The following is a 23,064-nucleotide window of genomic DNA, read 5'->3' as shown; positions in this document are numbered from 1 at the left end:
TCCGCGTGAGCCGCGTCCCGCTCGCCCGAATGGCGAACACCCCGGCGGTTCCGAGGGCGACCGCCGTGCGGTTCCGCCGCAAGCAGCGGAGCCGAACGCTCCGTCCGCCGGGTCCGCCGTGGCACGCCGCCCCGAGGCTCCCCCGCACGTGCCGCGTCCGGCAGAACGGCAGCCGCCCCGTCCCGGCAGCGAGCCGCGCCCCGCGTCGTCGGACCGGCGCCTTGCCCCGTCCGGCCCGGACGGCGTGCCCGCTTCCGCGCCTCGTGGTCCCGAGACCGCCGCCCGTGCGAACGGCGGGCAGGCCGCGGCCCGTCGCCCGGGCTCGCCCCCGACGACCACCGACCGCCACTCCGTACCGCCGCGGCCCGACGCACAGCCCGGGCGGCCCCCGGCGGCACGACGGCCGGAGTCCTCGCACAGCCCGCGCCCCGCGACCACCGACCGTCACCCGGTGACGCCCCGGGCCGACGTGCCGCCCCGCCGCCCGGGTGCGGACGCCGGGACGGACACGGACCGGCGCGGGCGGATCGGCCCGTGGCCCCAGGAGCCTCAGCGCGAGAGCGCGGCGCCGTTCGCCGCCCGGATCATGGAGCCCCCGGCCGCGCCGCCGCGGCCCGACACACCGCCCGTGGAGACCACCACCCGGCTGCGGCCCATCACCGCGCCCCGGTCCGCGCCCGCGGGCGGACCGCCGCCCGAGGCGCCGCCCCGGCCCGCCGCGCCGCCGCGGCGGAGGCCGGTCGGAGCCGTCGATCTCACTCCGCGTCCGGGCGCGACGCCGTCCGCGTACTCCTGGGTGCCGCCGGAGACGCCGAGCGAAATGACCACGCGGCTGCGTCCCGTACGCGCCCGCCGTCCGCTGCGCGCGATCGGTGCCATCGGCTGTGTCGTCCTCGGGCTCGGGCTCATCGGCGGTGCCGCCACCGGCAGCTGGCTCACCGGGGACTCGAGTGCCGATCCCGCGACGGACACCGCGTACGCGGATGCCCGCACGCTCTGGCACAGCGCCCCCGTGGACACGCTCTTCCCCCGGACGCTCACCGGCGACGGCGCGGGCCCCGGCGGCGCCGACCGGGTGTGGACACGGATAGCGGTCGCACCCGACAGCACCTGCGCGTCGTCGCTCGACCCCCTGCTCGTCACGACGCTGCGGCAGGTCGGCTGCGCACGCGTCCTGCGCGCGACGTACACCGACGCGACGGCCAGCAACGTCACCACCGTCGGGCTGGTCTTCACCGACGGTGACCCGGAGTCCGTCGCCGCGCTGAAGTCCCGCTTCGCGAAGGAAAGGCTCTCGGAGCGGCGCGATCTCATGCCCCGGGCCTTCCCGGCGAAGGGCACCGTCGCCGCCGGGTTCGGCGACCCGCAGCGTGCCAGCTGGACCGTGGACGTCCTCACCGAGGCGCCCGTGATCGTCTACGCCGTCTCCGGATTTGCCGACGGCCGCACCGTCGGTGACCCGCAGCCGGCCGCCGCCGCCAAGGCGAACGGGGCGACCTCCGCGCCCGCCCAGGCCGGCCTCGGCCACGAGGCCACCGGCCTTGCGCACGGCATCGGCGGCGCCCTGCGCCGGACCCTCAGCACGGCCACGGAGGCGCCGGAATGACCAGAACCCGCCGCGGCCACCGCGTCGCCGCCCTGTGCGCGGCCGTCGCCTTCACGCTCCTGCCGGCCGCGCCCGCGCACGCCGACGGCATCCGGACCCAGCAGTGGGGTCTGGAGGCCATGAACACCGACGAGGCCTGGCGCACCACCAAGGGCGACGGCGTCACGGTCGCCGTGCTCGACACCGGCGTCGACGACGAACACCCCGACCTCGCGGGCTCCGTCCTGCCGGGCAAGGACTTCATCGGCTTCGGCGCGGGCCGCGGTGACCGCGCCTGGGCACGCCACGGGACGGCGATGGCCGGCATCGTCGCGGCCCACGGCCACGGTCCGGGCCAGGAGGACGGGGTCATGGGCATCGCGCCCGAGGCGAAGATCCTTCCCGTACGCGTCATCCTCGAAGGCTCCGACGCCGCCCGCGAGAAGGCCCGCAAGTCCCGCGGCACCGCGCTCGCCCAGGGCATCCGCTGGGCCGCCGACCAGGGCGCCGACGTGATCAACATGTCGCTCGGCGACGACAGCGAGTCGGCGCACGCGGAAGCGGGCGAGGACGCCGCCGTCCAGTACGCCCTGGCCAAGGGCTCCGTGATCGTGGCGTCGGCCGGGAACGGCGGCGAGAAGGGCGACCACATCTCGTACCCCGCCGCCTACCCCGGCGTGATCGCCGTGACCGCCGTCGACCGCTTCGGCACCCACGCCGCCTTCTCCACCCGCCGCTGGTACGCCACCGTCAGCGCGCCCGGCGTCGACATCGTCATCCCGGACCCCGACCGGAAGTACTACCAGGGCTGGGGCACCAGCGCGGCCGCCGCGTTCGTCTCGGGTGCCGTCGCCCTCGTACGGTCGGCGCACCCCGGCCTGACGCCCGCCCAGATCAAGAAGCTCCTGGCCGACACCGCGCGCAACGGCCCCAAGGGCGGCCGCGACGACGCCCGGGGCCACGGCATGGTGGACCCGGCGGCCGCGATCAAGGCGGCGGCGAAGCTGCGTCCCGCGGATCCGAAGGCGGCGAAGGCGGGCTACGACAAGCAGTACTTCGGGGGCGGCCCCGACCCCGCGAAGGACAGCGCGGAACCGGCGGGCTGGCTCGCGCCGGTGGCCGGCGGCGTCGGGGCGCTGGTGCTCGCGGGTGCCGTCGTCCTGTGGCGCGGCGGCCGCGCCCCACGCAGCTGACGGTCACCCGTCCCGGCGCCCCCGGGTGCGCCCATGCCACGGTGCCGCCGGCCGCCGTCCCCTTTGGCTCCGACGGCCCAGCCGCGTGCCTCCGCGCCGACCGCCTCACATCGCGCCGACCGCCGCCCGCGCGGCCGACTCCACCACCGTGATGCCGGCCTCCTTGGTCGCGTGCCCCTCGGAGAGGACCGCGACCAGCAGGACCCGGCCGTCCACCGACACGCGTCCGATGCTGTTGACGTCCCAGAGCCCGGTCGCGGTCCGCGGCATCCAGCCGTTCTTCAGCGCCCAGCCGGTGCCCGCCGCCGACACCCCCCAGTCCTGGTCCGCGGCGATGTCCGCCATCAGCGTCTGTGCAGCGGAGCGCGAGGTCTCGTTCAGCTCCGAATCCGCGCCGAACACGGCCAGCAGCAGCACCAGTTGGTCCCGGGCCGTGGTCCGCGTCAGCCCCCAGGCGTCCGCGGCGGCCGTCTCGGTCAGGCCGAGCCGCGCGTGGGCCGCGTCGAGCCCTGCCGCCCCTCCGATGGCCGTGAAGAGCGCCGTTGCGGCGTCGTTGTCACTGAGCCGGATCATGGCGGCCGCCCGGGTCCGCTCCTCGGCGGTCAGCGTCCGTCCGGCGTCCTGGGCCCGGAGCAGCAGAGCCGCCAGGATGCCGACCTTGACGATGCTGGCGGTGTCGTACGCCTTGCTCCCGTAGACCGCCGTGTCCCCGCTCGCGGTGTCCAGCACCGCGGCCGACAGCGAGCCGCCGGCCCGTCCGTCGACCGGTTCCAGCGCCCTGGCCAGCGCCGCATCGAGATCCACCGCAGCCTCCGCCGTCCGAACCGTCCCCTGCGACGACGCAGCGGGCGAGGGCGACGATACGGCGGCGGACGGCACCGCGTCCGGTGTGCGCCCGAGGGAGTAGGTGCCCGCGGCGACGCAACTGCCCACCACGGCCGCCACTGTCACCGCAGTGAGGACGACCGGTCGGCGGGTGCGCGCAGCATGGCGGGGAGGCATGAGCCGGAAACTATGGACCGCACCTGGCAGACAGCTGTGTCCCGCCTACGGGTCCGGTGAGAAAGGGCCTGTGGCACCGGGGTTAGGCTCGGTGCGTGGAGCTCAAGAACATTCCCGACCCCGGTTTCTCCGACGACGACGGAAACGCCGATCCGGCCCTGGAGGCGGCGCTCGCCGCATGGGCCGAGGACCGGACCGCCGAGGGGCCGGTGCTTCAGGCTCTCAGGGGCGCCCGGCTCCTCGTCCCCGTCGTCGCCGTCCTCGGCGAGGTCGAGGAGGACGAGAACGGGCTGCGCCGCGAGAAGACCAGCGACATGGCCGTGCCGACACTGACCGCGGGGGAGCGCCGCGCACTGCCCGCCTTCACCTCGATCGGCTCGCTGGCCCGCTGGGACCCCACCGCCCGGCCCGTCGCCGTACCGCTGCACCAGGCACTTCAGGCGGCCGCCCACGAGAAGGCCGACACCCTGGTGCTCGACCTCGCCGGCCCGGTGCCGTACCAGCTGAGCGGCCGTGCGCTGCTGGCGCTGGCCGAGGGGCGTACCAGCGCGGACCCGCTCGACGATCCCGCCGTCACCGGCGCGGTCCGCGAGGTGGTCGCGGCCGAGCCCGCGGTGCTCCGCGCCCACCTCGGCCCCGGCACCGCCGACGGCACCCTGGCCCTGGTCCTCACCGAGGACGCGGTGCCCGCGGAGGCGGCGCGCCGGGTCGCCCAGGCGCTCGCCGCCCACGACGCACTGAGGGCCCGCCTGGTGCGGGGCCTCGACCTGGCACTGCTGCCGGCCGCGGCCACGCCACCCGGCGAGCCCCTGTTCGTGCGTGTCGGTTCGTCGGCCGGTCAGCCGTAGACCGGACCGGTGTACTTCTCGCCCGGGCCCTGGCCCGGCTCGTCGGGAACCAGCGAGGCCTCGCGGAACGCCAGCTGAAGCGACTTCAGCCCGTCCCGCAGCGGCGCCGCGTGGAAGGAGCTGATCTCGGTGGTGCTCGCGTCGAGCAGACCGGCCAGCGCGTGCACCAGCTTGCGCGCCTCGTCCAGGTCCTTGTGGTCGGCGTCGTCCTCCGTCAGGCCCAGCTTGACGGCGGCGGCGCTCATCAGGTTCACCGCGACCGTGACGATGACCTCGACGGCGGGGACCTCGGCGATGTCGCGGGTCATGGCGTCGAAGTCGGGGGACTCGGAAGGGGTGGTCGCGTCACTCATGTGCCACACGATATGCCCACCCCTCATCAGCCCTTCCCCCTCCCCGGGGCCTCACGGTCCCGGGGAGGGCGCGCGGGACGTGTTCCCGGCCACCGGTTAGCTCCTTCCGGCCAGAGCTGCTAACCTTGTGTGACGACCGGCCGGACACCTGTGTGCCCGGCCCACAAGTGGAGGCTCCGATCTCCCACCTGGCTGTCCCTCGGGACGGCGGGTCACCGGTCAGGCGGCGCCCATCGTTCCGTACGGACGATGGAGTCGCCCGATGTACGCCCCGCGGTCGACGCGGCGGTGTTCCGGTATTAGAGGAGCTCCCGCCTGTGTCCCGTCCGGGGCATTTTTCGCTTTCCGGTGCGGTTGGTCTCACTGAAAACAGACGTTACGCGGCTGTCTGCCAGACAGTCGTGTGGTGCTACCGAGGAGGATCCATCAGCGCCGAGCCCCGCATCAACGACCGGATTCGCGTTCCCGAAGTGCGACTTGTCGGTCCCAGCGGCGAGCAGGTCGGGATTGTTCCGCTTGCCAAGGCCCTTGAACTTGCGCAGGAGTACGACCTCGACCTGGTCGAGGTCGCGGCGACCGCCCGTCCGCCCGTGTGCAAGCTCATGGACTACGGGAAGTTCAAGTACGAGTCGGCCATGAAGGCCCGTGAGGCGCGCAAGAACCAGGCGCACACGGTCATCAAGGAGATGAAGCTCCGGCCGAAGATCGACCCGCACGACTACGACACCAAGAAGGGTCACGTCGTCCGGTTCCTCAAGCAGGGGGACAAGGTCAAGATCACGATCATGTTCCGTGGTCGTGAGCAGTCCCGACCCGAGCTTGGTTTCCGCCTGCTCCAGCGTCTCGCTTCCGATGTCGAGGACCTCGGATTCATCGAGTCGAACCCGAAGCAGGACGGCCGGAACATGATCATGGTTCTCGGCCCGCACAAGAAGAAGACCGAGGCCATGGCCGAGGCGCGTGAGGCCCAGGCCGCACGCAAGGCCGGCAGCGCCAAGGCTCACGCCGACGCACCTGCCGAGGCCGAAGCCGAGGCCGAGGCCGAGAGCCCCACCGAGACGCCTTCCGAGGCGTGACCCGCAGGGGTGCCACCCAGGCGCCCCGGGTTCGCTCGGACCAGTAACCACGACTGACGCTCCCGCACGCCGGTGTCCGCACCGGGGGAGCGCCACTGATGAGGAGAGAACGGCGCGATGCCGAAGAACAAGACGCACAGCGGTGCCAAGAAGCGCTTCAAGATCACCGGCTCCGGCAAGGTGCTCCGTGAGCGCGCCGGCAAGCGCCACCTGCTCGAGCACAAGCCGTCCACGCTGACGCGTCGCCTCTCCGGCAACGCGGAGATGGCTCCGGCCGACGCCAAGAAGATCAAGAAGCTTCTCGGCAAGTGACGTCCTCCGTCCCCGGTGACCGGGGACGGGACGCCGAGACCGGGACCTATTCGTTTCCGGGCTGGATGAGTCGAACTGTGAACCCCAGCCCCGCTACAAGGAGTTAACAAGTGGCACGCGTCAAGCGGGCAGTCAACGCCCACAAGAAGCGCCGGGCGATCCTCGAGGCGGCCTCCGGCTACCGCGGTCAGCGCTCGCGCCTGTACCGCAAGGCCAAGGAGCAGGTCACCCACTCCCTGGTCTACAACTACAACGACCGCAAGAAGCGCAAGGGCGACTTCCGTCAGCTGTGGATCCAGCGCATCAACGCCGCTGCCCGCCAGAACGGCATGACGTACAACCGCCTCATCCAGGGTCTGAAGGCCGCCAACATCGAGGTGGACCGCAAGATCCTCGCCGAGCTCGCGGTCAACGACGCCAACGCGTTCGCCGCGCTCGTCGAGGTCGCCCAGAAGGCGCTCCCGAGCGACGTCAACGCCCCGAAGGCTGCCGCCTGACCGGCGCGTCGTACCGGATGTGACGCGGACCCGCAGGCCCCTGTGGCCTGCGGGTCCGCGTGCGTCCGGCCCGCCGTCCGTACCGCCCTCCCGCGCACCCGAAGGTGAGTTAATGGCAGCCGCCCCCGAGTTGATCTCCCCGCGCTCGACGCGCGTCGCCGCCGCCCGGCGGCTGGCGAAGCGGAACTTCCGCGGCAAGGAGCGGCTGTTCCTCGCCGAGGGGCCGCAGGCCGTACGCGAGGCGGCCGCGCACCGCACGGGCGGGGAGCCCACCCTCGTCGAGCTGTTCACCACCCTCGACGCGGCCGAGCGGTACGCCGAGATCATCGGCGCGGCACGCGACGCCGGAGCCCGGGTGCACCTCGCCGACGAGTCGGTGATCGCCGACATCTCGACCACCGTCACCCCGCAGGGGCTCGTCGGTGTCTGCCGCTTCCTGGACTCGCCGTTCGAGGCGGTCCTCGCCGCGCGGCCCCGCCTGGTCGCGGTCCTCGCCCATGTGCGCGACCCCGGGAACGCCGGCACCGTCCTGCGCTGCGCGGACGCCGCCGGTGCCGACGCCGTCGTCCTCACCGACGCCTCCGTCGACCTCTACAACCCCAAGGCCGTCCGCGCGTCCGTCGGATCCCACTTCCATCTGCCCGTGGCAACCGGCGTTCCCGTCGAGCGTGCCGTCCAGGGACTGAAGGACGCGGGCGTACGCGTCCTCGCGGCCGACGGCGCCGGCGAGGACGACCTGGACCACGAACTCGACGCCGGAACCATGGGCGGACCCACTGCCTGGATCTTCGGCAACGAGGCCTGGGGGCTGCCCGAGGAGACCCGCGCGCTCGCCGACGCGGTCGTCCGGGTGCCCATCCACGGAAAGGCCGAGAGCCTGAACCTGGCGACCGCCGCGGCCGTATGTCTCTATGCCTCGGCGCGTGCCCAGCGCGCAGGCAGTACCCGCTGACCGGCGGTACTCGCTCAGGGGGTCCGCTCCGTCACCTTCAGCTAGTAGGGTGACGGGCTCGGGGACCCACTGCGCCGGCGGAGAGGTGGGGTACGGGGATATGGCTGTCGGGACGAGCGGGCCCGCGGAGACGCACGGGGCTCTGCGGGGTCCTTCCGACGGACCCGGGTGGTCCGGCATCGACCCCGACGATCTCGCCGACGGACTGGTCGTGGCCGACGAGACGGGCCGGGTGATCTGTTTCAACGACGCCGCCGTCAGGATCACCGCCGTGGCCCGGCGCGACGCCCTCGGACATCCCCTGGAGCAGGCGCTCCCGCTGGAGGACCTCAAGGGCCGCCGCTGGTGGACCCTGACCGATCCGTACGGCGGACTCGCCACCCGCGTCGGCCAGCCCGAGCGCAACCTCCTGCTGCCGGGCGGCCGTGAGGTACTGGTCTCCGCCCGGTACGTCCGCGAGCGCCCCACCGGGCCGATACGCCGGCTCGTCGTCAGCCTGCGCGGCACCGAGGCCCGCCGCCGCACCGAACGCAGCCACGCCGAGCTGATCGCCACGGTCGCCCACGAACTGCGCTCGCCGCTCACCTCTGTCAAGGGCTTCACGGCGACCCTGCTGGCCAAGTGGGAACGCTTCACCGACGATCAGAAGCGGCTGATGCTGGAGACCGTCGACGCCGACGCCAACCGGGTCACCCGCCTCATCGCCGAACTGCTCGACATCTCCCGTATCGACTCGGGACGCCTCGAGGTGCGCCGCCAGCCCGTCGACATGTCCGCGGCCGTCGGCCGCCACGTCCAGGCCCACATAGCCAGCGGCCAGAGCGCCGACCGGTTCCTGCTGCGCATCCGCCATGATCTTCCCGATCTGTGGGCGGACCCCGACAAGATCGACCAGGTGCTCGGCAACCTGCTCGAAAACGCGGTGCGCCACGGCGCCGGAACCGTCACCATCGAGGTGGCGCCGGCATCGGCGAAGGACGACGAGAAGGGAACGGCCGTCACCGTGAGCGACGAAGGCCCCGGCATCCCCGAGGAGTCGATGGGCCGTGTCTTCACCCGCTTCTGGCGGGGGAGCAAGCGCGGTGGGACGGGTCTGGGCCTCTACATCGTCAAGGGCATCGTCGAGGCGCACGGCGGCACGATCACGGTGGGCCGCGGTCCCGGCGGCGGTGCCGAGTTCCGATTTATTCTGCCCGTCGGCGCCCCCGCCTATCTGGCGTAGGCGCCCACGGGCTTCGCAGCGTCCAAGCGACCTTTAGACTCGGCTTTTGGCACCTTTGCGTCCTCATTCGTCGAGCAAGGCCGCGCCATCAGCCAATCGGAAGCACGGGAAGAGATGTCGGCACCGAACAAGTCGTACGACCCTGTCGAGGTCGAGGCACTGAAACCGGAAGAGATCGAGCGCATGCGGGACGAGGCGCTCGCCGCCTTCGCGGCCGCCGGCGACCTCGACGCGCTCGCCCACGCGAAGGTCGCGCACACCGGCGGTACCTCGCCGCTCGCGCTCGCCAACCGTGAGATCGGCGCGCTGCCCCCGCAGGCGAAGGCCGAAGCGGGCAAGCGCGTCGGCCAGGCACGCGGCGCCGTGAACAAGGCGCTCGCCGCCCGTCAGGGCGAGCTGGAGGCCGAGCGCGACACCCGCGTGCTGGTCGAGGAGGCGGTGGACGTCACGCTGCCGTACGACCGGATCCCGGCCGGCGCCCGCCACCCGCTCACCACACTCATGGAGCGCGTCGCGGACGTCTTCGTCTCCATGGGGTACGAGGTCGCCGAGGGCCCCGAGGCCGAGGCGGAGTGGTTCAACTTCGACGCCCTGAACTTCACGCCGGACCACCCGGCGCGGCAGATGCAGGACACCTTCTTCGTCCAGGGGCCCGAGGGCACCGACGGCGACGAGTCCGGCGTCGTGCTGCGTACGCACACCTCCCCGGTCCAGGCCCGCTCGCTGCTCGACCGGGAGCCGCCGGTCTACGTGGTCTGCCCCGGCCGGGTGTTCCGCACCGACGAGCTGGACGCCACCCACACCCCCGTCTTCCACCAGATCGAGCTGCTGGCCGTCGACGAGGGTCTGACCATGGCCGACCTCAAGGGCACCCTGGACCACATGGTCCAGGCGCTCTTCGGTGCGGGCATGAAGACCCGGCTGCGCCCGAACTACTTCCCCTTCACCGAGCCGTCCGCCGAGATGGACATGCTCTGCTACGTGTGCCGGGGCGAGTCCGTCGGCAACCCCGACCGGCCCTGCCGCACCTGCTCCAGCGAGGGCTGGATCGAGCTCGGCGGCTGCGGAATGGTCAACCCGAAGGTGCTCGTCGCCTGCGGTGTGGACCCGGAGAAGTACAGCGGATTCGCCTTCGGGTTCGGCATCGAACGGATGCTGATGTTCCGCCACAACGTCGAAGACATGCGAGACATGGTCGAGGGTGACGTCCGGTTCACCCGGCCGTTCGGGATGGAGATCTGATGCGGGTCCCGCTTTCATGGCTGCGGGAGTACGTCGACCTGCCGGCGACGGAGACCGGCCGTGACGTACAGACCAGGCTTGTCGCCGCCGGCCTCGAGGTCGAGACCGTCGAGCAGCTGGGCGCCGGGCTCAAGGGCCCGCTGGTGGTCGGCCGCGTCCTCACCATCGAGGAACTGACCGAGTTCAAGAAGCCGATCCGCCACTGCACGGTCGACGTCGGCCAGGCCAACGGGACCGGCGAGCCGCAGGAGATCATCTGCGGCGCCCGGAACTTCGCCGTCGGCGACAAGGTCGTCGTGGCCCTCCCCGGCGCCGTCCTGCCCGGCGACTTCCAGATCGCCGAGCGCAAGACGTACGGCCGGATGTCCCGCGGCATGATCTGCTCCAGCAGCGAGCTGGACATGGGCGACGACGGCACCAAGGGCATCATCGTGCTGCCGCCCGAGTACGAGGTCGGCATCGACGCCACCGAGCTGCTCGAGCTGTTCGACGAGGTCCTCGACATCGCCGTCACGCCCGACCGCGGCTACGCCCTGTCCCTGCGCGGCGTCGCCCGTGAGACCGCCACCGCGTACGGCCTGCCGCTGCGCGACCCGGCACTCCTGGACGTCCCCGGGCCGAACGCCTACGGCTACCCGGTCAACGTCTCCGACCCCATCGGCTGTGACCGCTTCACGGCGCGCACCGTCGTCGGGCTCGACCCCGAGGCACGGTCGCCGATCTGGCTCCAGCGCCGCCTCCAGAAGGCGGGCATGCGCCCGATCTCGCTCGCCGTCGACATCACCAACTACGTGATGCTGGAGCTCGGTCAGCCGCTGCACGCGTACGACCGCACCCGTCTCGACGGGCCGATCGGCGTGCGCCGGGCCGAGGCCGGCGAGAAGTTCACCACCCTCGACGGGGTGAACCGCGTCCTCGACGCGGGCGACCTCGTCATCACGGACAGCCGCGGCCCCATCGGTCTCGCGGGCGTGATGGGCGGAGCCAACACCGAGATCGCGGACGCGGAGACCCACCCGGAGACGGGCGAGGTCAAGGGCACGACCGAGGTCGTCATCGAGGCCGCGCACTTCGACCCGATCTCGATCGCCCGTACCGCCCGCAGGCACAAGCTGGCGTCCGAGGCGTCCCGGCGCTTCGAGCGCGGGGTCGACCCGGAGGCCGGCGCGGCCGCCGCGCAGCGCACCGTCGACCTGCTGGTGCTGCTCGCCGGCGGTACCGCGGAGGCCGGCGTCACCCACGTCGTCGCGCCGTCCGCGCCGCGTACGGTCACCATGCGCGCCGACCACCCCGACCGGGTGGCGGGCGTCGACTACGGCCGCGAGACCGTCGTCCGCCGCCTCCAGGAGGTCGGCTGCGACGTCTACGGCCAGGACGAGCTCGTCGTCACCGTCCCCTCGTGGCGGCCCGACCTCGCCGCACCCAACGACCTCGCCGAAGAGGTCATCCGGCTGGAGGGGTACGAGAACCTGCCCTCGACGCTGCCCAAGCCGCCGCCGGGACGCGGGCTCACCGAGCGCCAGCGGCTGCACCGCCGCCTCGGCCGTGCGCTGGCCGGCGCCGGCTATGTCGAGGCGCTGAACTACCCGTTCATCGGGGAGCAGGTCCTCGACCAGCTCGGTCTCGCGGCGGACGACCCGAAGCGGCGCCTGGTCACGCTCGTCAATCCGCTCTCCGACGAGGAGCCCGCGCTGCGCTCGACGCTGCTGCCCGGGCTGCTCGGCGCGCTGCGCCGCAACGACGGCCGCGGCAGCCACGACCTCGCGCTCTTCGAGACCGGTCTGGTCTTCCAGGCCGGTGAGACGCCCGGTGTCGCGCTGCGGCTGCCGGTGGACCGCAGGCCCACCGACGAGGAGATCGCCGAGCTGGACGCCGTGCTGCCCGCACAGCCGCGGCACGCGGCGGTCGTCCTCGCGGGCGCCCGCGAGCAGGCCGGCTGGTGGGGCAAGGGCCGTCCGGCCGAGTGGGCGGACGCGGTCGAGGCCGCCCGGTCCATCGCCGCCGAGGCCAGGACCGAACTGACCGTGCGCCAGGGCCAGTACGGCCCGTGGCACCCGGGCCGCTGCGCCGAGCTGGTCGTGGTGGTGGACGGCGAGGAGTGCATCGCGGGCCACGCCGGCGAGCTGCACCCGCGTGTCCTCAAGGCACTCGGACTGCCCGCCCGCACCTGCGCCATGGAGCTCGACCTGGACCTGGTCGAGCAGGCGTCCGCGGGCACGGTACCGGCTCCGCGGATCGCCACCTTCCCGGTCGCGACCCAGGACGTCGCCCTGGTCGTGGACGGGCAGGTCCCGGCCGCCGAGGTGGAGAAGGCGCTGACCGACGGCGCGGGCGAACTGCTGGAGTCCATCCGGCTGTTCGACGTCTTCACCGGCGAGCAGATCGGTGAGGGCAAGAAGTCGCTGGCGTACGCGCTGCGGTTCCGTGCGCCCGACCGGACGCTGACGGTCGAGGAGGCGTCGGCCGCGCGGGACGCGGCGGTGGCTCTGGCGTCGGAGCGTACGGGAGCGGTCCTGCGCGGAGCCTGACGCGCGTACCGGGGCCCGCTCCGGACGCCATGCACGACACTCGCGGGAAACCGTGAGGGACATGCCAACACCGGCGAGGCTGGGGAACCTGCCTCGCCGGTGTTGTCGTGGGTACGGCGTGCAGGCGCCGTACCCGGGCCGGAATCCTCCAATCGCTCGCCTTCTGCAACCAGTGCAGCGAAAGGCAACCAAGGGATTGCCGTGCGGCCGGCGCCGCCCGCCCTGCCGCGGAGTGTCGGGCAGATCAGCAGGGCAGACGACGCGAACGAGGACCGCCGCACTGTACGAGGGGGAGCCGGCGGTCCGGCCGCCTCCATGAGAGGCATTTCAGTCAACCGGCGCGAACCGTACGGCGGCAGAGCGCGCGTGGCACAGATCGGGGCACTCCGTTCACACCCCGTGCGAATCGTCCTCTACTAGGCTGGGCGCACCGAGCCAACGGAGGGGCCTCATGCAGCCCAATACCCTGCTCGACGCCCTGCTCGACGAGGCGGGCATCTCCCATGCGGGCCTCGCCGCACATGTGAACCAGGCCGGCCGTGCCCGGGGTCTCTCGCTCCGGTACGAACACACGGCCGTGGCACGGTGGTTGAAGGGACAGCGCCCGCGCGGCCAGGTTCCCGACCTGATCTGCGAGGTGCTCGCCGGCCGGTTGCACCGCGCCATCACGCTCGGCGACATCGGTCTCGGCGTCAACGGGGACTCGGTCATGCCCCCCGGCTCGCCGCTGTCCGGCTTCGTGGAGCGGGCCACCGCGCTGTGGCGCTGCGACGAACAGCAGCGGCGGCACATCATCGAGGCCCCGGCGGTCACCGGCACACCCGCCGTGATGCCGGTGTGGGAGTGGGAGAACCCTCCCGAGGACGCGGATGTGTCCCGCTCCGGGCAGACGCGCGTGAGCATGGCCGACATCACGATGCTGCGCGCCGCCCGCGCGCACTACGAGCTGATGTACCGCAGGGCGGGCGGCATCGCGACCCGCGCGCGCATCGTCGGATTCCTCAATGCCGAGACCGCGCCGTTGCTGCGCGGCGGCTACAGCGACGCGCTGGGCCGCCAGTTGCACCGTGCGACGGGCGGCCTGGTGGCGGTCGCCGGTATCTGTGCCTACGACTCGGACGCCCACGGTCTCGCGCAGCGCTACTTCCACCAGGCCCTGCGTTTGGCAAAGGCCAGTGGGGACAGGGGACTTGGCGCGTACGTGATAGCGCTGCTGGTCAACCAGTCGCTGTTCATGGCCGAGCACCGGCAGGCGGTGGCCTTCGCGGAGGCGGCACTGCGGTCCGCCGGTGACCGGATCACCCCTGCCCTGGCGGCCGATCTGTACGCGATGCAGGCCAAGGCGTACGCGCACCTCGGGGACGGAAGCAGTGCTCTTCGCTGCATACGGCGCGCCGAACTGGAGGCAGGGCGCATTCATCCGGGGCACGAGCCCGACGAGACCGGCTATGTGCAGCCCGGACTGGTCAACGTCCAGGTGGCCGAGGCCCTGCTCAGCCTCGGTGACCTCCAGGCGGCCCGTGAGCACGCCACGGCCGCCGTCGACACTCCCGCGCACGACCGTGGTCGGGTGCACCGGCTCGCCATGCTCTGTCAGATCGAGCTCCGCCAGGGCGAGGTCGACCGCGCGGCCCGCACGGCGGTGGAGATGGCGGAGCGGGCGCGGGGCATGGAGTCGCAGCGGCTGCGGGACCGGTTGCGCGCGGTGCGTGAGCATCTCGTCCTGAGCGACTGCGCCAACGCCGACGAGGCCGCCGAACTCATCGACGGGGCGCTGCGCGTTCCCCTCTGACCGAGCTCCTGCTGCGATATTGCCATCTACTTGTCGGAAGGTGGCAGAAAAGTGCAGTGGACGAACTTAAGCGAACAAACTGTGTATGAGAACCGTTGGTTCAGGGTCAACCTGGCCGACGTCGTTCTCCCCGACGGCCGGCATCTCGATCACTTCCTGATACGGCTGAGGCCGGTCGCCGTGGCGACGGTGGTCAACGCGGCCAACGAGGTGCTGATGCTCTGGCGGCACCGGTTCATCACCGACACCTGGGGCTGGGAGCTCGCCGCGGGGGTCGTCGAGGACGGCGAGGACGTCGAGACCGCGGCGGCCCGCGAGATGGAGGAGGAGACCGGGTGGCGTCCCGGCCCTCTTCAGCACCTCATGACCGTGGAGCCGTCGAACGGTCTCACCGACGCCCGGCACCATCTCTACTGGGCCGAGGACGCGACGTACACCGGTCACCCCGCGGACGACTTCGAGTCCTCGCGGCGCGAGTGGGTCCCGCTGAAGCTCGTGCCCGACATGGTCGCCCGCGGTGAGGTCCCCGCCGCCAACATGGCGGCCGGGCTGCTGATGCTCCACCATCTGCGGCTGGGCTGACGTTCCGCGGCCGCACTCGCCCACGACGGGCCCCGGCAGGCCTCGACGGGCTCGGGGAGCCGACGGCTGCCGACCCCCGCTCCCGGCGGCTTACCTAGCGGGCCAGCGCCTGCCAGACCGCCACCGCCAGCGCCCCGAGCGCCGTCAGTGCGGCCACGGCCGGCAACGGCCACCTGGCATGTTCCAACGCCCCGACGCGCGCGGCCAGATCGGTCAGCTCCCGGTCGATCTGGTCGTTGCGCTGCGCGAGCAGCGCCAGATGCCCGTCGATCCGGGCGAGGCCGACATCGAGGCTGCGGCGCAGTTCGGCGAACTCCTCGACGACCACTAAGTGATCTGGGTCGGTGGTCACGGATCGGCTCCTCTGCAGAAGGTGTACGGCGAACCCTTGGCTGAGCGGAACCGAGTCAACTCTCCGTGGTCACAGGGCGGGAGCGTGTGCGCACGGCATATGCGGGCACGCCCCTCACACTCCGTGTGAATCAGGAGTACGGGTAGAAGCCGGAGCCCGTCTTACGGCCGAGGCGCCCCGCGTCCACCATCCGCTGCAACAGCGGCGGTGCCGCGTACAGGGGCTCCTTGAACTCGGCGTACATCGAGTCGGCGACGGACGCGACGGTGTCCAGGCCGATCAGGTCGGAGAGCTTCAACGGGCCCATCGGGTGGGCGCAGCCCAGCTCCATGCCGTTGTCGATGTCCTCGCGGCTGGCGATGCCCGACTCGAACATCCGGATGGCGGAGAGCAGGTAGGGGATGAGCAGCGCGTTCACCACGAAGCCCGAGCGGTCCTGGGCGCGGATGGCGTGCTTGTCGAGCACCTGCTGGACCACGGCCTCGGAGCGCTTGATCGTCTCCTCGGAGGTGGTGAGCGCGGGGATCAGCTCGACCAGCTTCTGGACCGGCGCCGGGTTGAAGAAGTGGATGCCGATGACCTGGTCGGGCCGCGAGGTGGCGACGGCCAGCTTGACCAGCGGAATCGAGGAGGTGTTGGAGGCGAGGATCGCGTCCTGGCGGGTCACGACCTGGTCGAGGATCTGGAAGATCTCGGTCTTGACCTGCTCGTTCTCCACGACGGCCTCGATGACGAGGTCGCGGTCGGCGAACTCCCCGAGGTCGGTGGTGAAGCTCAGACGCTCCAGCGTGGCGTCCCGCTCCTCCTCGCTGATCTTGCCGCGTTCGGCGGCCTTCGACAGCGAGTTGTACAGCCGGGTACGACCGATCTCCAGGGCCTCGCCCGTGGTCTCGGCGACCTTCACCTCGAGCCCACTGCGGGCGCACACCTCCGCGATGCCTGCGCCCATCTGGCCACAGCCCACCACTCCGACGCGTGCAATGTCGGCCATTGAGTCCGTCACCTCGTGCCTTTCGCTGAATCAGTGCGGCGGGGCCCCCGCATGGTTCCGGTGCCCGCCTCGACGCCCCGACGTTACTCCGGATGCGGAGGTGCGTGACCGTCAGGGGCGGGCATGCTGTGCGGAAACGACCAGCGGCAACGACGACACCGAGGGCGACAAATGGGGCGTATCGGTAGAAGAGGTTTCGTGGCGGCGGCCGTGAGCGTGCTCGCCGCGATGGCGACGGCGGGCGACGCGGCAGCCTTTCCCCCGAGGCCCGGGCGCCCGCGGCCCCTCGCCGAGCCGGAGTTCCGGGGCACATGGCTGGCGACCGTCACCAACCGTGACTGGCCCTCACGTCCGGGCCTCACGGCGGTCCAACAGCGTGACGAACTTCTCGCCCACCTCGACACCGCGGTCGCCCGCAGGCTCAACACCGTCGTCTTCCAGGTCAGGCCGAGCGCGGATGCCCTGTGGCCGTCGCCGTACGAGCCCTGGTCGGTCTACCTCACGGGTGTCCAGGGCAAGGACCCCGGCTGGGACCCGCTCGGGACCGCCGTGCGCGAGGCCCACGCCCGCGGGCTCGAACTGCATGCCTGGTTCAACCCCTACCGTGTCGCGGTTCACACCGATCCCTCCCGGCTGGCCGCCGGCCACCCGGCCCGCGTCCACCCGGACTGGGTCCTCCCGTACGGCGGGAAGCTGTACTACAACCCCGGTATCCCCGAGGTCCGCGCCTTCGTCCAGGACGCGATGACCGACGCCGTGAAGCGCTACGCCGTCGACGCCGTCCACTTCGACGACTACTTCTATCCGTATCCGGTCGCCGACCAGGTCTTCGACGACGACGCGACCTACGCACGGTACGGGGCGGGCTTCCCGGACAAGGCCGCCTGGCGGCGCGACAACATCGACCGGCTCGTCAGGGAGATGTCAGCACGGATCAAGGAGACACGGCCGGGCGTCGGTTTCGGCATCAGCCCCTTCGCGGTGTGGCGCAACGGCGCCACCGACCCGCTGGGTTCGGACACCCGTGCCGGAGTGCAGACCTACGACGACCTCCACGCCGACACCCGCCGCTGGGTGAAGGAGGGCTGGATCGACTACATCTGCCCGCAGGTCTACTGGAACATCGGGTTCGCCGCCGCCGACTACGCGAAGCTGCTGCCCTGGTGGAACGACGTCGTCCAGGGCACCGGCGTCGATCTCGTGATCGGGGAGGCCCTCTACAAGGCGGGTGACCCGGCCCAGCCCGCGCCGTGGCAGGACCCCGCCGAGCTCTCGCGCCACCTCACGCTGGCGAAGATGTACAACGGGGTCCGCGGCCACTGCTTCTTCTCGGCCAAGGAAGTCATGACGGATCGGATCGGGGCGATGGCCAGGGTCGTGGCCGACCACTATCCGACCAGGGTGCTGCCGCCGCGCTGAGCGGCGGCCGCTCAGGCGTGCTCGTCCGGCTTGACGACAGTGTCGGGGCCCGGGGACATGAGCGCCTCGTGACCGTCGTCGTAGCGGACGCGGTAGGGCGGTGTGCCCTTCTGCCCCAGCACCTCGACGACCTCGGCGGTCCGGTCGTGCTGTCCCACGGTCCTGCCGTGCACGAGCAGCTTGTCGCCTACGTTGGCATGCATCGTGGTGACCTCCTCGCAGGGGTGGTCTCTGGTTCCGAGTCTACGGCCGGGTCCCGGAGTTGCACCCTCAGCTGCGGGCCCGCTGGGTCACGGCGATGCAGACGAGGACGGCGACCGCGGCCACGGGTGCGGCGGGGGAGATCTCCTCGCCCAGCAGGCCCACCGACCAGACGAGGGTGAGCAGCGGCTGCGCCAGCTGGATCTGGCTCGCCTTGGCGATACCGATCGAGGCCATGCCCCGGTACCAGACGTACAGGCCGAAGAACGTCGAACCGGCGGCGACCCACAGCAGACCGATCGCCCCGTGGGCCGTCATCCGCACCGGCTCGTGGGCGAGCGCGACGGCCGAGCCCGCCAGCGCCAGGGGCAGACAGAACACCAGGGCCCAGCCGACCACGTGCCAGCCGGGCATCTGCCGGGCGAGCCGGCCGCCCTCCGTGTATCCGGCGGCGCAGACCAGCAAAGCGCCGAACAGATACAGATCGCCGGTGTGCAGCGCTCCGCCGCTCTGCTGCACGGTGAACGCGATCACCACGGCGGCCCCGGCCAGAGCGGCCAGCCAGAAGGTGCGGGAGGGGCGGCGCCCGGTGCGGACCGCGGCGAAGGCGGCGGTGGTGAGCGGCAGCAGGCCCACCACGACGGCCGCATGGGACGTGGTGGAGGTCTGCAGGGCCAGCGTGGTCAGCAGCGGGAAGCCCACGACCACACCTCCCGCGACCACGGCCAGCGGGCCCCAGTGGCGGCGCTCGGGAAGCGGTACGCGCAGCGCCAGCAGAAAGGCTCCCGCGATCAGCGCGGCGAGCACGCTGCGCACCCCGACCAGCGACCAGGGGCCGAACGACTCGAGGCCCCAGGCCGTGGACGGAAAGGTGAGGGAGAAGGCGACGACGCCCAGCGCGGCGAGGAGGGTTCCGTTACCGACCGCTATCGGCATCGTGCGAGTAGCGCTATCCTGTGCTGTCATGCAAGAGCGTAGCAGTGTGGCGGAACTGGCGAATGTCCTGAAGCAGGAGCTCGACCGCTACTCGCCAGGTGGGAAGCTGCCATCGAGCCGGGCGCTCGTCGAGCGCTTCCGGGTCTCCCCGGTCACCGTCTCCCGCGCCCTCGCACAGCTCGCGGCCGAAGGGCTGGTCGTCACCCGCCCCGGCGCGGGGGCTTTCCGGACGGAGCCCCGGACGCACGCTCCCGCCCCCGGGGACACGTCCTGGCAGGAGGTCGCCCTCAGTGCCGACGCCGCGGCCGAGCTCGTCCCCCGTACCGTCGACGCCTCCGGGGTTCTCGCCACGCTCGCGGCACCGCCGCCGGGTGTCGTCGAGTTCAACGGGGGCTATCTGCATCCGTCGCTCCAGCCGGAGCGGGCGATGGCCGCCGCGCTGGCCCGCGCGGGACGCCGCCCGGGTGCCTGGAGCCGGCCGCCCGCCGACGGGCTGCCCGAGCTGCGCGAATGGTTCGCCCGCGGTCTCGGCGGCAGCATCGGGGCCGCGGACGTCCTGATCACCGCGGGCGGACAGTCCGCACTGACCACCGCGCTGCGGGCGCTGGCGCCGCCCGGAGCGCCCGTCCTCGTCGAATCGCCCACCTACCCGGGCATGCTGGCCATCGCGCGCGCGGCCGGGCTGCGGCCGGTTCCCGTGCCGGTGGACGCCCAGGGCGTGCGGCCGGACCTGCTCGCCGCGGCGTTCCGGGCCACCGGCGCCCGGCTCTTCATCTGCCAGCCGCTCTTCCAGAATCCGACCGGTGCCGTGCTGTCCGCCGAGCGCCGCCCCGATGTCCTGCGTATCGCGCGCGAGGCCGGAGCCTTCGTCGTCGAGGACGACTTCGCCCGCCGCATGGCCCACGACGACGCCGGTCCGCTGCCGAGCCCGCTCGCCGCCGACGACCACGACGGTGTCGTCGTCCACGTCAGCTCCTTGACCAAGGTGACTTCGGCCAGTCTCCGGGTGGGCATGCTGGCGGCCCGCGGGCCCGTGTCGGAACGTCTGCGGGCCATTCACGTCGTCGACACCTTCTTCGTGCCCCGCCCGCTCCAAGAAGCGGCTCTCGAACTGGTCGGAGCGCCCGCCTGGAGTCGTCATCTGCGCACGGTGGCCACCGAGTTGACGGCGCGCCGCGAGGCGATGGCCGTGGCCCTGAGGGCTGGACTGCCCGAATTGTCCCTGCCGCACATCCCTGCCGGCGGCTACCACCTCTGGCTGCGGCTGCCGGACGGCACGGACGAGTCCGCGCTGCTCTCCGCCGCCCTGCGCGCGGGTGTCGCGCTCGCGCCCGGCCGCCCCTACTTCTGTGCCGAACCCCCGGCCGGGTACCTCCGGTTGAGCTTCGCGGGGGTGGCGGGCACGTCGGAGATCGCCGAAGGAGTACGCCGGCTGCGCACCGCCTGCGACGAGCTGACCTGACCTTTCTTCATGCTGTGGGTAAAGGCGTGGGGTCGGCGGACGGCTGTCCATTTCCCCTCTTGACCTGCGCGGCTTTCCCGCTCACCATCTCGCCATGAGTGTTCGGATCACGCTGGTGGCAGCCGCCCGCAGCTCCGCCCTGCTCGCCGAGCGCTTCGACGACGACCGGCCGCTCGACCAAGCCGGCTGGCACGAGGTGCAGCTCGCCGCGCATGCCCTGATGCAGCTCAACGCCTCCGAGCTGCGGTACTGCTCGCCGACGGTCCGCAGCCGTGCGACGGCGCAGGCGCTCGGCTTCGCGCCCATGGCGCAGCCGGCCCTGCGCGACTGCGACATGGGCCGCTGGCGCGGATACACCCTCGCGGAAGTGACCGCCGTGGAACCCGGCGCCGTGGACGCGTGGCTCGGCGATCCGCGCTCCGCGCCGCACGGCGGCGAGTCCCTGCTCGCCTTCATCTCGCGGATAGGGGGCTGGCTGGACACCCGGCCGGCCGAGGACGGCGGCACGATCGTCGCCGTCGCCGAACCGTCGGTGGTCCGGGCGGCCCTGGTGTACGCCCTCCAGGCGCCGCCGACGTCGTACTGGAACGTGGAGGTTCGCTCGCTGTCGACGGTCACCCTGGCGGGCACCGCGGGCCGCTGGAGCCTGCGCCTCCAGACGGCGGCCTGAGCCCGGGGCGGGAATCGGCGGCCGGCCGAGCCGCGCGGGCCGAGCCGCGCGGGCCGAGCCGCGCGGGCCGAGTCGCCCGGGCCCGGTCGTTCTAGGCGGCCGTGCCGACCACGCGCTGCGGCGTGATCCGGATCTCTATGCGTACGACTTCCGGCGGCAGCTCCAGATACTCCTCGCCGGCGCCCTTCCCCTCGTACTCCTCGGCCAGGCGGGCGGCCAGCCGGCGCTCGGAGTCCACGGTGATCGTGGCGGTCCCGCGTACCTCCAGGTACCGCAGCGGGTCCTCGCGGTCGTAGACGGTCAGGCTGACCCGCGGATCGGCCGCGATGTTCCGGTCCTTGACGCGGCCGGCCTGGGAGGAGATGACCAGGTCGTCGCCGTCCCGGGCGACCCAGACGACCGAGGTCTGCGGGCTGCCGTCGGGCTGGACGGTGGCGAGCACCGCGGGGTTGGGGGCGTCGAGTATCGCGTGGGCGCTTGCGCTCAGGGAAGCGGACATGATCGTGAGCCTACTGATCACGGGCGCGGCGGCGAAGACCCGGCCGCGGCGAACCCGACGGACAGCGCCCCGCCGCGCTCAGGGCCTCAACCACCCGACACCGTCTCGCGGTTGCGCTCCAGCAGCGCGCGCTCCTTCGCGTTCTCCGTACGGGCGATGGCCTTCTCGTACGCCGCGCGGGCCTCGTCGTGGCGGCCCAGCCGGCGCAGCAGATCGGCGCGGATCGCGTGGTGGAGCCGGTGGCCGTCCAGATCCACGGCGTCGACGAGGGCCAGCGCCGTCTCCGGCCCCTCGACCTCGGCCACCGCGACCGCGCGGTTGAGCGCGACCACCGGATTGGGGGCCAGGGCCAGCAACTGGTCGTACAGCAGCACGATCTGCCGCCAGTCGGTGGCGGCCGGGACGGATGCGTCACTGTGCACCGCCTGGATCGCGGCCTGGATCTGGTACGGCCCCGGCCGGTCACGCCGCAGGCACTGGCGTACGAGCGCCTGGCCCTCGTCGATCAAGGCGCGGTCCCAGCTCTCGCGGTCCTGGTCGGCCAGCCGCACGAGATCCCCGGCCGGGGAAGTCCGGGCCGGACGGCGGGACTCGGTCAGCAGCATCAGCGCGAGCAGTCCCTTGACCTCCGGCTCGTCCGGCATCAGCTGTTCCAGCAGCCGGCCCAGCCGGATCGCCTCGGCGCACAGATCCTCGCGGACCAGGTGTTCGCCCGAACTGGCCGTGTATCCCTCGTTGAAGACGAGGTACACGACCGCCAGGACGGCCCGCAGCCGGTCCGGCAGGTCGGCGTCACGCGGCACACGGTAGGGAATGCCCGCGTCCCGGATCTTGCCCTTGGCGCGCACCAGGCGCTGTGCCATGGCCGATTCGGTGGCGAGGAACGCCGAGGCGATCTCGGCCGTGGTCAGTCCGCCCAGGAGCCGCAGCGTCAGCGCGACCCGGGACGCCGGTGCGAGCGCCGGGTGGCAGCAGGTGAAGATCAGGCGCAGCCGGTCGTCACGCACGGGACCCTCCTCGGCCGGTACCTCATGGGCGTGCAGCAGAGCTGCCTGGGCGTGCCGGTCCTCGCGCTGCGACTCGCGGCGGAGCCGGTCGATAGCGCGGTTGCGGGCGGTCGTGATGATCCACCCGGCCGGACTCGGCGGCAGCCCCGCGGCCGGCCAGCGCTGCACCGCGGTGGCGAACGCGTCCTGGACCGCCTCCTCGGCCACGTCGATGTCGCCGAAGATCCGGGCCAGGACGGCGACCGCGCGCCCGTACTCCTCGCGGAAGTGGCGCTCGATCACCGCCCCGGTCACCGCGGGCCCGCCGGCGGTCACGGGTGCCGCTCCCGGCACGCACGGCCCG

24 protein-coding genes are annotated in these 23,064 nt (G+C 72.4%); 15 read left to right on the top strand and 9 right to left on the bottom strand.

All coding sequences use genetic code 11. From position 1 onward, the window contains the following. Positions 1 to 549: 549 nt before the first annotated feature. Positions 550 to 828: a hypothetical protein gene (locus tag ACQPWZ_RS06760; protein WP_356706018.1), complete on the bottom strand. Its 279-nt coding sequence runs from the start codon at positions 826 to 828 to the stop codon at positions 550 to 552. On the opposite strand from ACQPWZ_RS06760, the gene ACQPWZ_RS06755 reads away from it, so the two are divergent. Both ACQPWZ_RS06755 and mycP read left to right on the top strand, forming a co-directional pair. Continuing rightward, a complete protein-coding gene (locus ACQPWZ_RS06755; protein ID WP_433570895.1) occupies positions 821 to 1,606 on the top strand; it encodes a hypothetical protein in 786 nt (261 codons plus the stop codon). The two genes, ACQPWZ_RS06760 and ACQPWZ_RS06755, sit on opposite strands and share 8 nt — an antisense overlap. Next, the gene (gene mycP / locus ACQPWZ_RS06750) at positions 1,603 to 2,778 is read left to right on the top strand and encodes a type VII secretion-associated serine protease mycosin (RefSeq protein WP_433570894.1); all 1,176 of its coding nucleotides are present in this window, start codon (positions 1,603 to 1,605) and stop codon (positions 2,776 to 2,778) included. Before ACQPWZ_RS06755 ends, mycP begins: the two co-directional genes overlap by 4 nt. A 105-nt stretch (positions 2,779 to 2,883) precedes the next feature. On the opposite strand, the gene ACQPWZ_RS06745 is transcribed toward mycP, so the two are convergent. Then, entirely contained in the window at positions 2,884 to 3,780 is an 897-nt protein-coding gene (locus ACQPWZ_RS06745) for a serine hydrolase (RefSeq protein ID WP_433570893.1), read from the bottom strand. A 95-nt stretch (positions 3,781 to 3,875) separates the two neighbouring features. On the opposite strand from ACQPWZ_RS06745, the gene ACQPWZ_RS06740 reads away from it, so the two are divergent. Next, positions 3,876 to 4,628 (top strand): SseB family protein, encoded by a 753-nt coding sequence (locus ACQPWZ_RS06740; RefSeq protein ID WP_433570892.1) that lies wholly within the window; start codon positions 3,876 to 3,878, stop codon positions 4,626 to 4,628. Here the strand turns inward: ACQPWZ_RS06740 and ACQPWZ_RS06735 are convergent. Continuing rightward, positions 4,619 to 4,981, bottom strand: coding sequence for a DUF1844 domain-containing protein (locus ACQPWZ_RS06735; RefSeq protein WP_313947357.1), 363 nt, complete (start codon positions 4,979 to 4,981; stop codon positions 4,619 to 4,621). The two genes, ACQPWZ_RS06740 and ACQPWZ_RS06735, sit on opposite strands and share 10 nt — an antisense overlap. 401 nt (positions 4,982 to 5,382) lie before the next feature. Here ACQPWZ_RS06735 and infC point away from each other — a divergent pair, with 401 nt between their 5' ends. The 9 genes from infC (at position 5,383) to ACQPWZ_RS06690 (ending at position 15,184) form a co-directional block, all read left to right on the top strand. Next, positions 5,383 to 6,057, top strand: a complete 675-nt coding sequence (infC, locus tag ACQPWZ_RS06730) for a translation initiation factor IF-3 (RefSeq protein WP_433573774.1) — start codon at positions 5,383 to 5,385, stop codon at positions 6,055 to 6,057. 117 nt (positions 6,058 to 6,174) lie between these two features. Continuing rightward, positions 6,175 to 6,369, top strand: coding sequence for a 50S ribosomal protein L35 (gene rpmI, locus ACQPWZ_RS06725; RefSeq protein ID WP_313947359.1), 195 nt, complete (start codon positions 6,175 to 6,177; stop codon positions 6,367 to 6,369). A 110-nt stretch (positions 6,370 to 6,479) separates the two neighbouring features. Next, positions 6,480 to 6,866 (top strand): 50S ribosomal protein L20, encoded by a 387-nt coding sequence (gene rplT / locus ACQPWZ_RS06720; protein ID WP_114037952.1) that lies wholly within the window; start codon positions 6,480 to 6,482, stop codon positions 6,864 to 6,866. Between the two features lie 112 nt (positions 6,867 to 6,978). Continuing rightward, positions 6,979 to 7,818 carry a TrmH family RNA methyltransferase gene (locus tag ACQPWZ_RS06715; RefSeq protein ID WP_340472172.1) on the top strand — a complete coding sequence of 280 codons (840 nt, stop codon included), beginning with the start codon at positions 6,979 to 6,981 and terminating at the stop codon, positions 7,816 to 7,818. A 100-nt stretch (positions 7,819 to 7,918) separates the two neighbouring features. Then, entirely contained in the window at positions 7,919 to 9,040 is a 1,122-nt protein-coding gene (locus tag ACQPWZ_RS06710; protein WP_356706013.1) for a sensor histidine kinase, read from the top strand. A gap of 114 nt (positions 9,041 to 9,154) precedes the next feature. Continuing rightward, positions 9,155 to 10,282 carry a phenylalanine--tRNA ligase subunit alpha gene (gene pheS, locus ACQPWZ_RS06705; RefSeq protein WP_340472170.1) on the top strand — a complete coding sequence of 376 codons (1,128 nt, stop codon included), beginning with the start codon at positions 9,155 to 9,157 and terminating at the stop codon, positions 10,280 to 10,282. Continuing rightward, positions 10,282 to 12,810: a phenylalanine--tRNA ligase subunit beta gene (gene pheT, locus ACQPWZ_RS06700; RefSeq protein ID WP_433570891.1), complete on the top strand. Its 2,529-nt coding sequence runs from the start codon at positions 10,282 to 10,284 to the stop codon at positions 12,808 to 12,810. The genes pheS and pheT overlap by 1 nt, the downstream gene beginning before the upstream one ends. A 451-nt stretch (positions 12,811 to 13,261) precedes the next feature. Next, positions 13,262 to 14,602 carry a transcriptional regulator gene (locus ACQPWZ_RS06695; protein ID WP_340472168.1) on the top strand — a complete coding sequence of 447 codons (1,341 nt, stop codon included), beginning with the start codon at positions 13,262 to 13,264 and terminating at the stop codon, positions 14,600 to 14,602. Between the two features lie 51 nt (positions 14,603 to 14,653). Further along, a complete protein-coding gene (locus ACQPWZ_RS06690; protein ID WP_356706010.1) occupies positions 14,654 to 15,184 on the top strand; it encodes an NUDIX hydrolase in 531 nt (176 codons plus the stop codon). Between the two features lie 94 nt (positions 15,185 to 15,278). Here the strand turns inward: ACQPWZ_RS06690 and ACQPWZ_RS06685 are convergent, their stop codons facing one another. Both ACQPWZ_RS06685 and ACQPWZ_RS06680 read right to left on the bottom strand, forming a co-directional pair. Further along, entirely contained in the window at positions 15,279 to 15,536 is a 258-nt protein-coding gene (locus ACQPWZ_RS06685) for a hypothetical protein (protein ID WP_313947366.1), read from the bottom strand. A gap of 130 nt (positions 15,537 to 15,666) precedes the next feature. Continuing rightward, the gene (locus ACQPWZ_RS06680) at positions 15,667 to 16,527 is read right to left on the bottom strand and encodes a 3-hydroxybutyryl-CoA dehydrogenase (RefSeq protein WP_313947367.1); all 861 of its coding nucleotides are present in this window, start codon (positions 16,525 to 16,527) and stop codon (positions 15,667 to 15,669) included. Between the two features lie 171 nt (positions 16,528 to 16,698). On the opposite strand from ACQPWZ_RS06680, the gene ACQPWZ_RS06675 reads away from it, so the two are divergent. Beyond that, entirely contained in the window at positions 16,699 to 17,946 is a 1,248-nt protein-coding gene (locus ACQPWZ_RS06675) for a glycoside hydrolase family 10 protein (RefSeq protein ID WP_433570890.1), read from the top strand. Positions 17,947 to 17,957: 11 nt separating this feature from the next. On the opposite strand, the gene ACQPWZ_RS06670 is transcribed toward ACQPWZ_RS06675, so the two are convergent. Then, a complete protein-coding gene (locus ACQPWZ_RS06670) occupies positions 17,958 to 18,149 on the bottom strand; it encodes a DUF1918 domain-containing protein (RefSeq protein ID WP_313947369.1) in 192 nt (63 codons plus the stop codon). 67 nt (positions 18,150 to 18,216) lie between these two features. Then, positions 18,217 to 19,113, bottom strand: coding sequence for a DMT family transporter (locus ACQPWZ_RS06665; RefSeq protein WP_433570889.1), 897 nt, complete (start codon positions 19,111 to 19,113; stop codon positions 18,217 to 18,219). Between ACQPWZ_RS06665 and ACQPWZ_RS06660 the strand changes: the two genes are divergently transcribed. Both ACQPWZ_RS06660 and ACQPWZ_RS06655 read left to right on the top strand, forming a co-directional pair. Continuing rightward, entirely contained in the window at positions 19,112 to 20,545 is a 1,434-nt protein-coding gene (locus ACQPWZ_RS06660; RefSeq protein ID WP_433570888.1) for a PLP-dependent aminotransferase family protein, read from the top strand. The genes ACQPWZ_RS06665 and ACQPWZ_RS06660 overlap by 2 nt on opposite strands. A gap of 94 nt (positions 20,546 to 20,639) precedes the next feature. Then, entirely contained in the window at positions 20,640 to 21,215 is a 576-nt protein-coding gene (locus ACQPWZ_RS06655; RefSeq protein ID WP_340472163.1) for a histidine phosphatase family protein, read from the top strand. A gap of 91 nt (positions 21,216 to 21,306) precedes the next feature. On the opposite strand, the gene ACQPWZ_RS06650 is transcribed toward ACQPWZ_RS06655, so the two are convergent. Further along, entirely contained in the window at positions 21,307 to 21,714 is a 408-nt protein-coding gene (locus tag ACQPWZ_RS06650; protein WP_340472162.1) for a PPOX class F420-dependent oxidoreductase, read from the bottom strand. Between the two features lie 86 nt (positions 21,715 to 21,800). Beyond that, on the bottom strand, positions 21,801 to 23,036 hold the full coding sequence (locus ACQPWZ_RS06645; RefSeq protein ID WP_433570887.1) for an RNA polymerase sigma factor: 1,236 nt from the start codon (positions 23,034 to 23,036) through the stop codon (positions 21,801 to 21,803). Between the last annotated feature and the right edge of the window lie 28 nt (positions 23,037 to 23,064).

It is taken from the genome of Streptomyces sp. CA-251247 (assembly GCF_050952975.1).
Lineage (GTDB): Bacteria > Actinomycetota > Actinomycetes > Streptomycetales > Streptomycetaceae > Streptomyces > Streptomyces achmelvichensis.
Note: the sequence above shows the minus strand (reverse complement) of the source record. Positions and strands in the feature narration are given on the sequence as shown.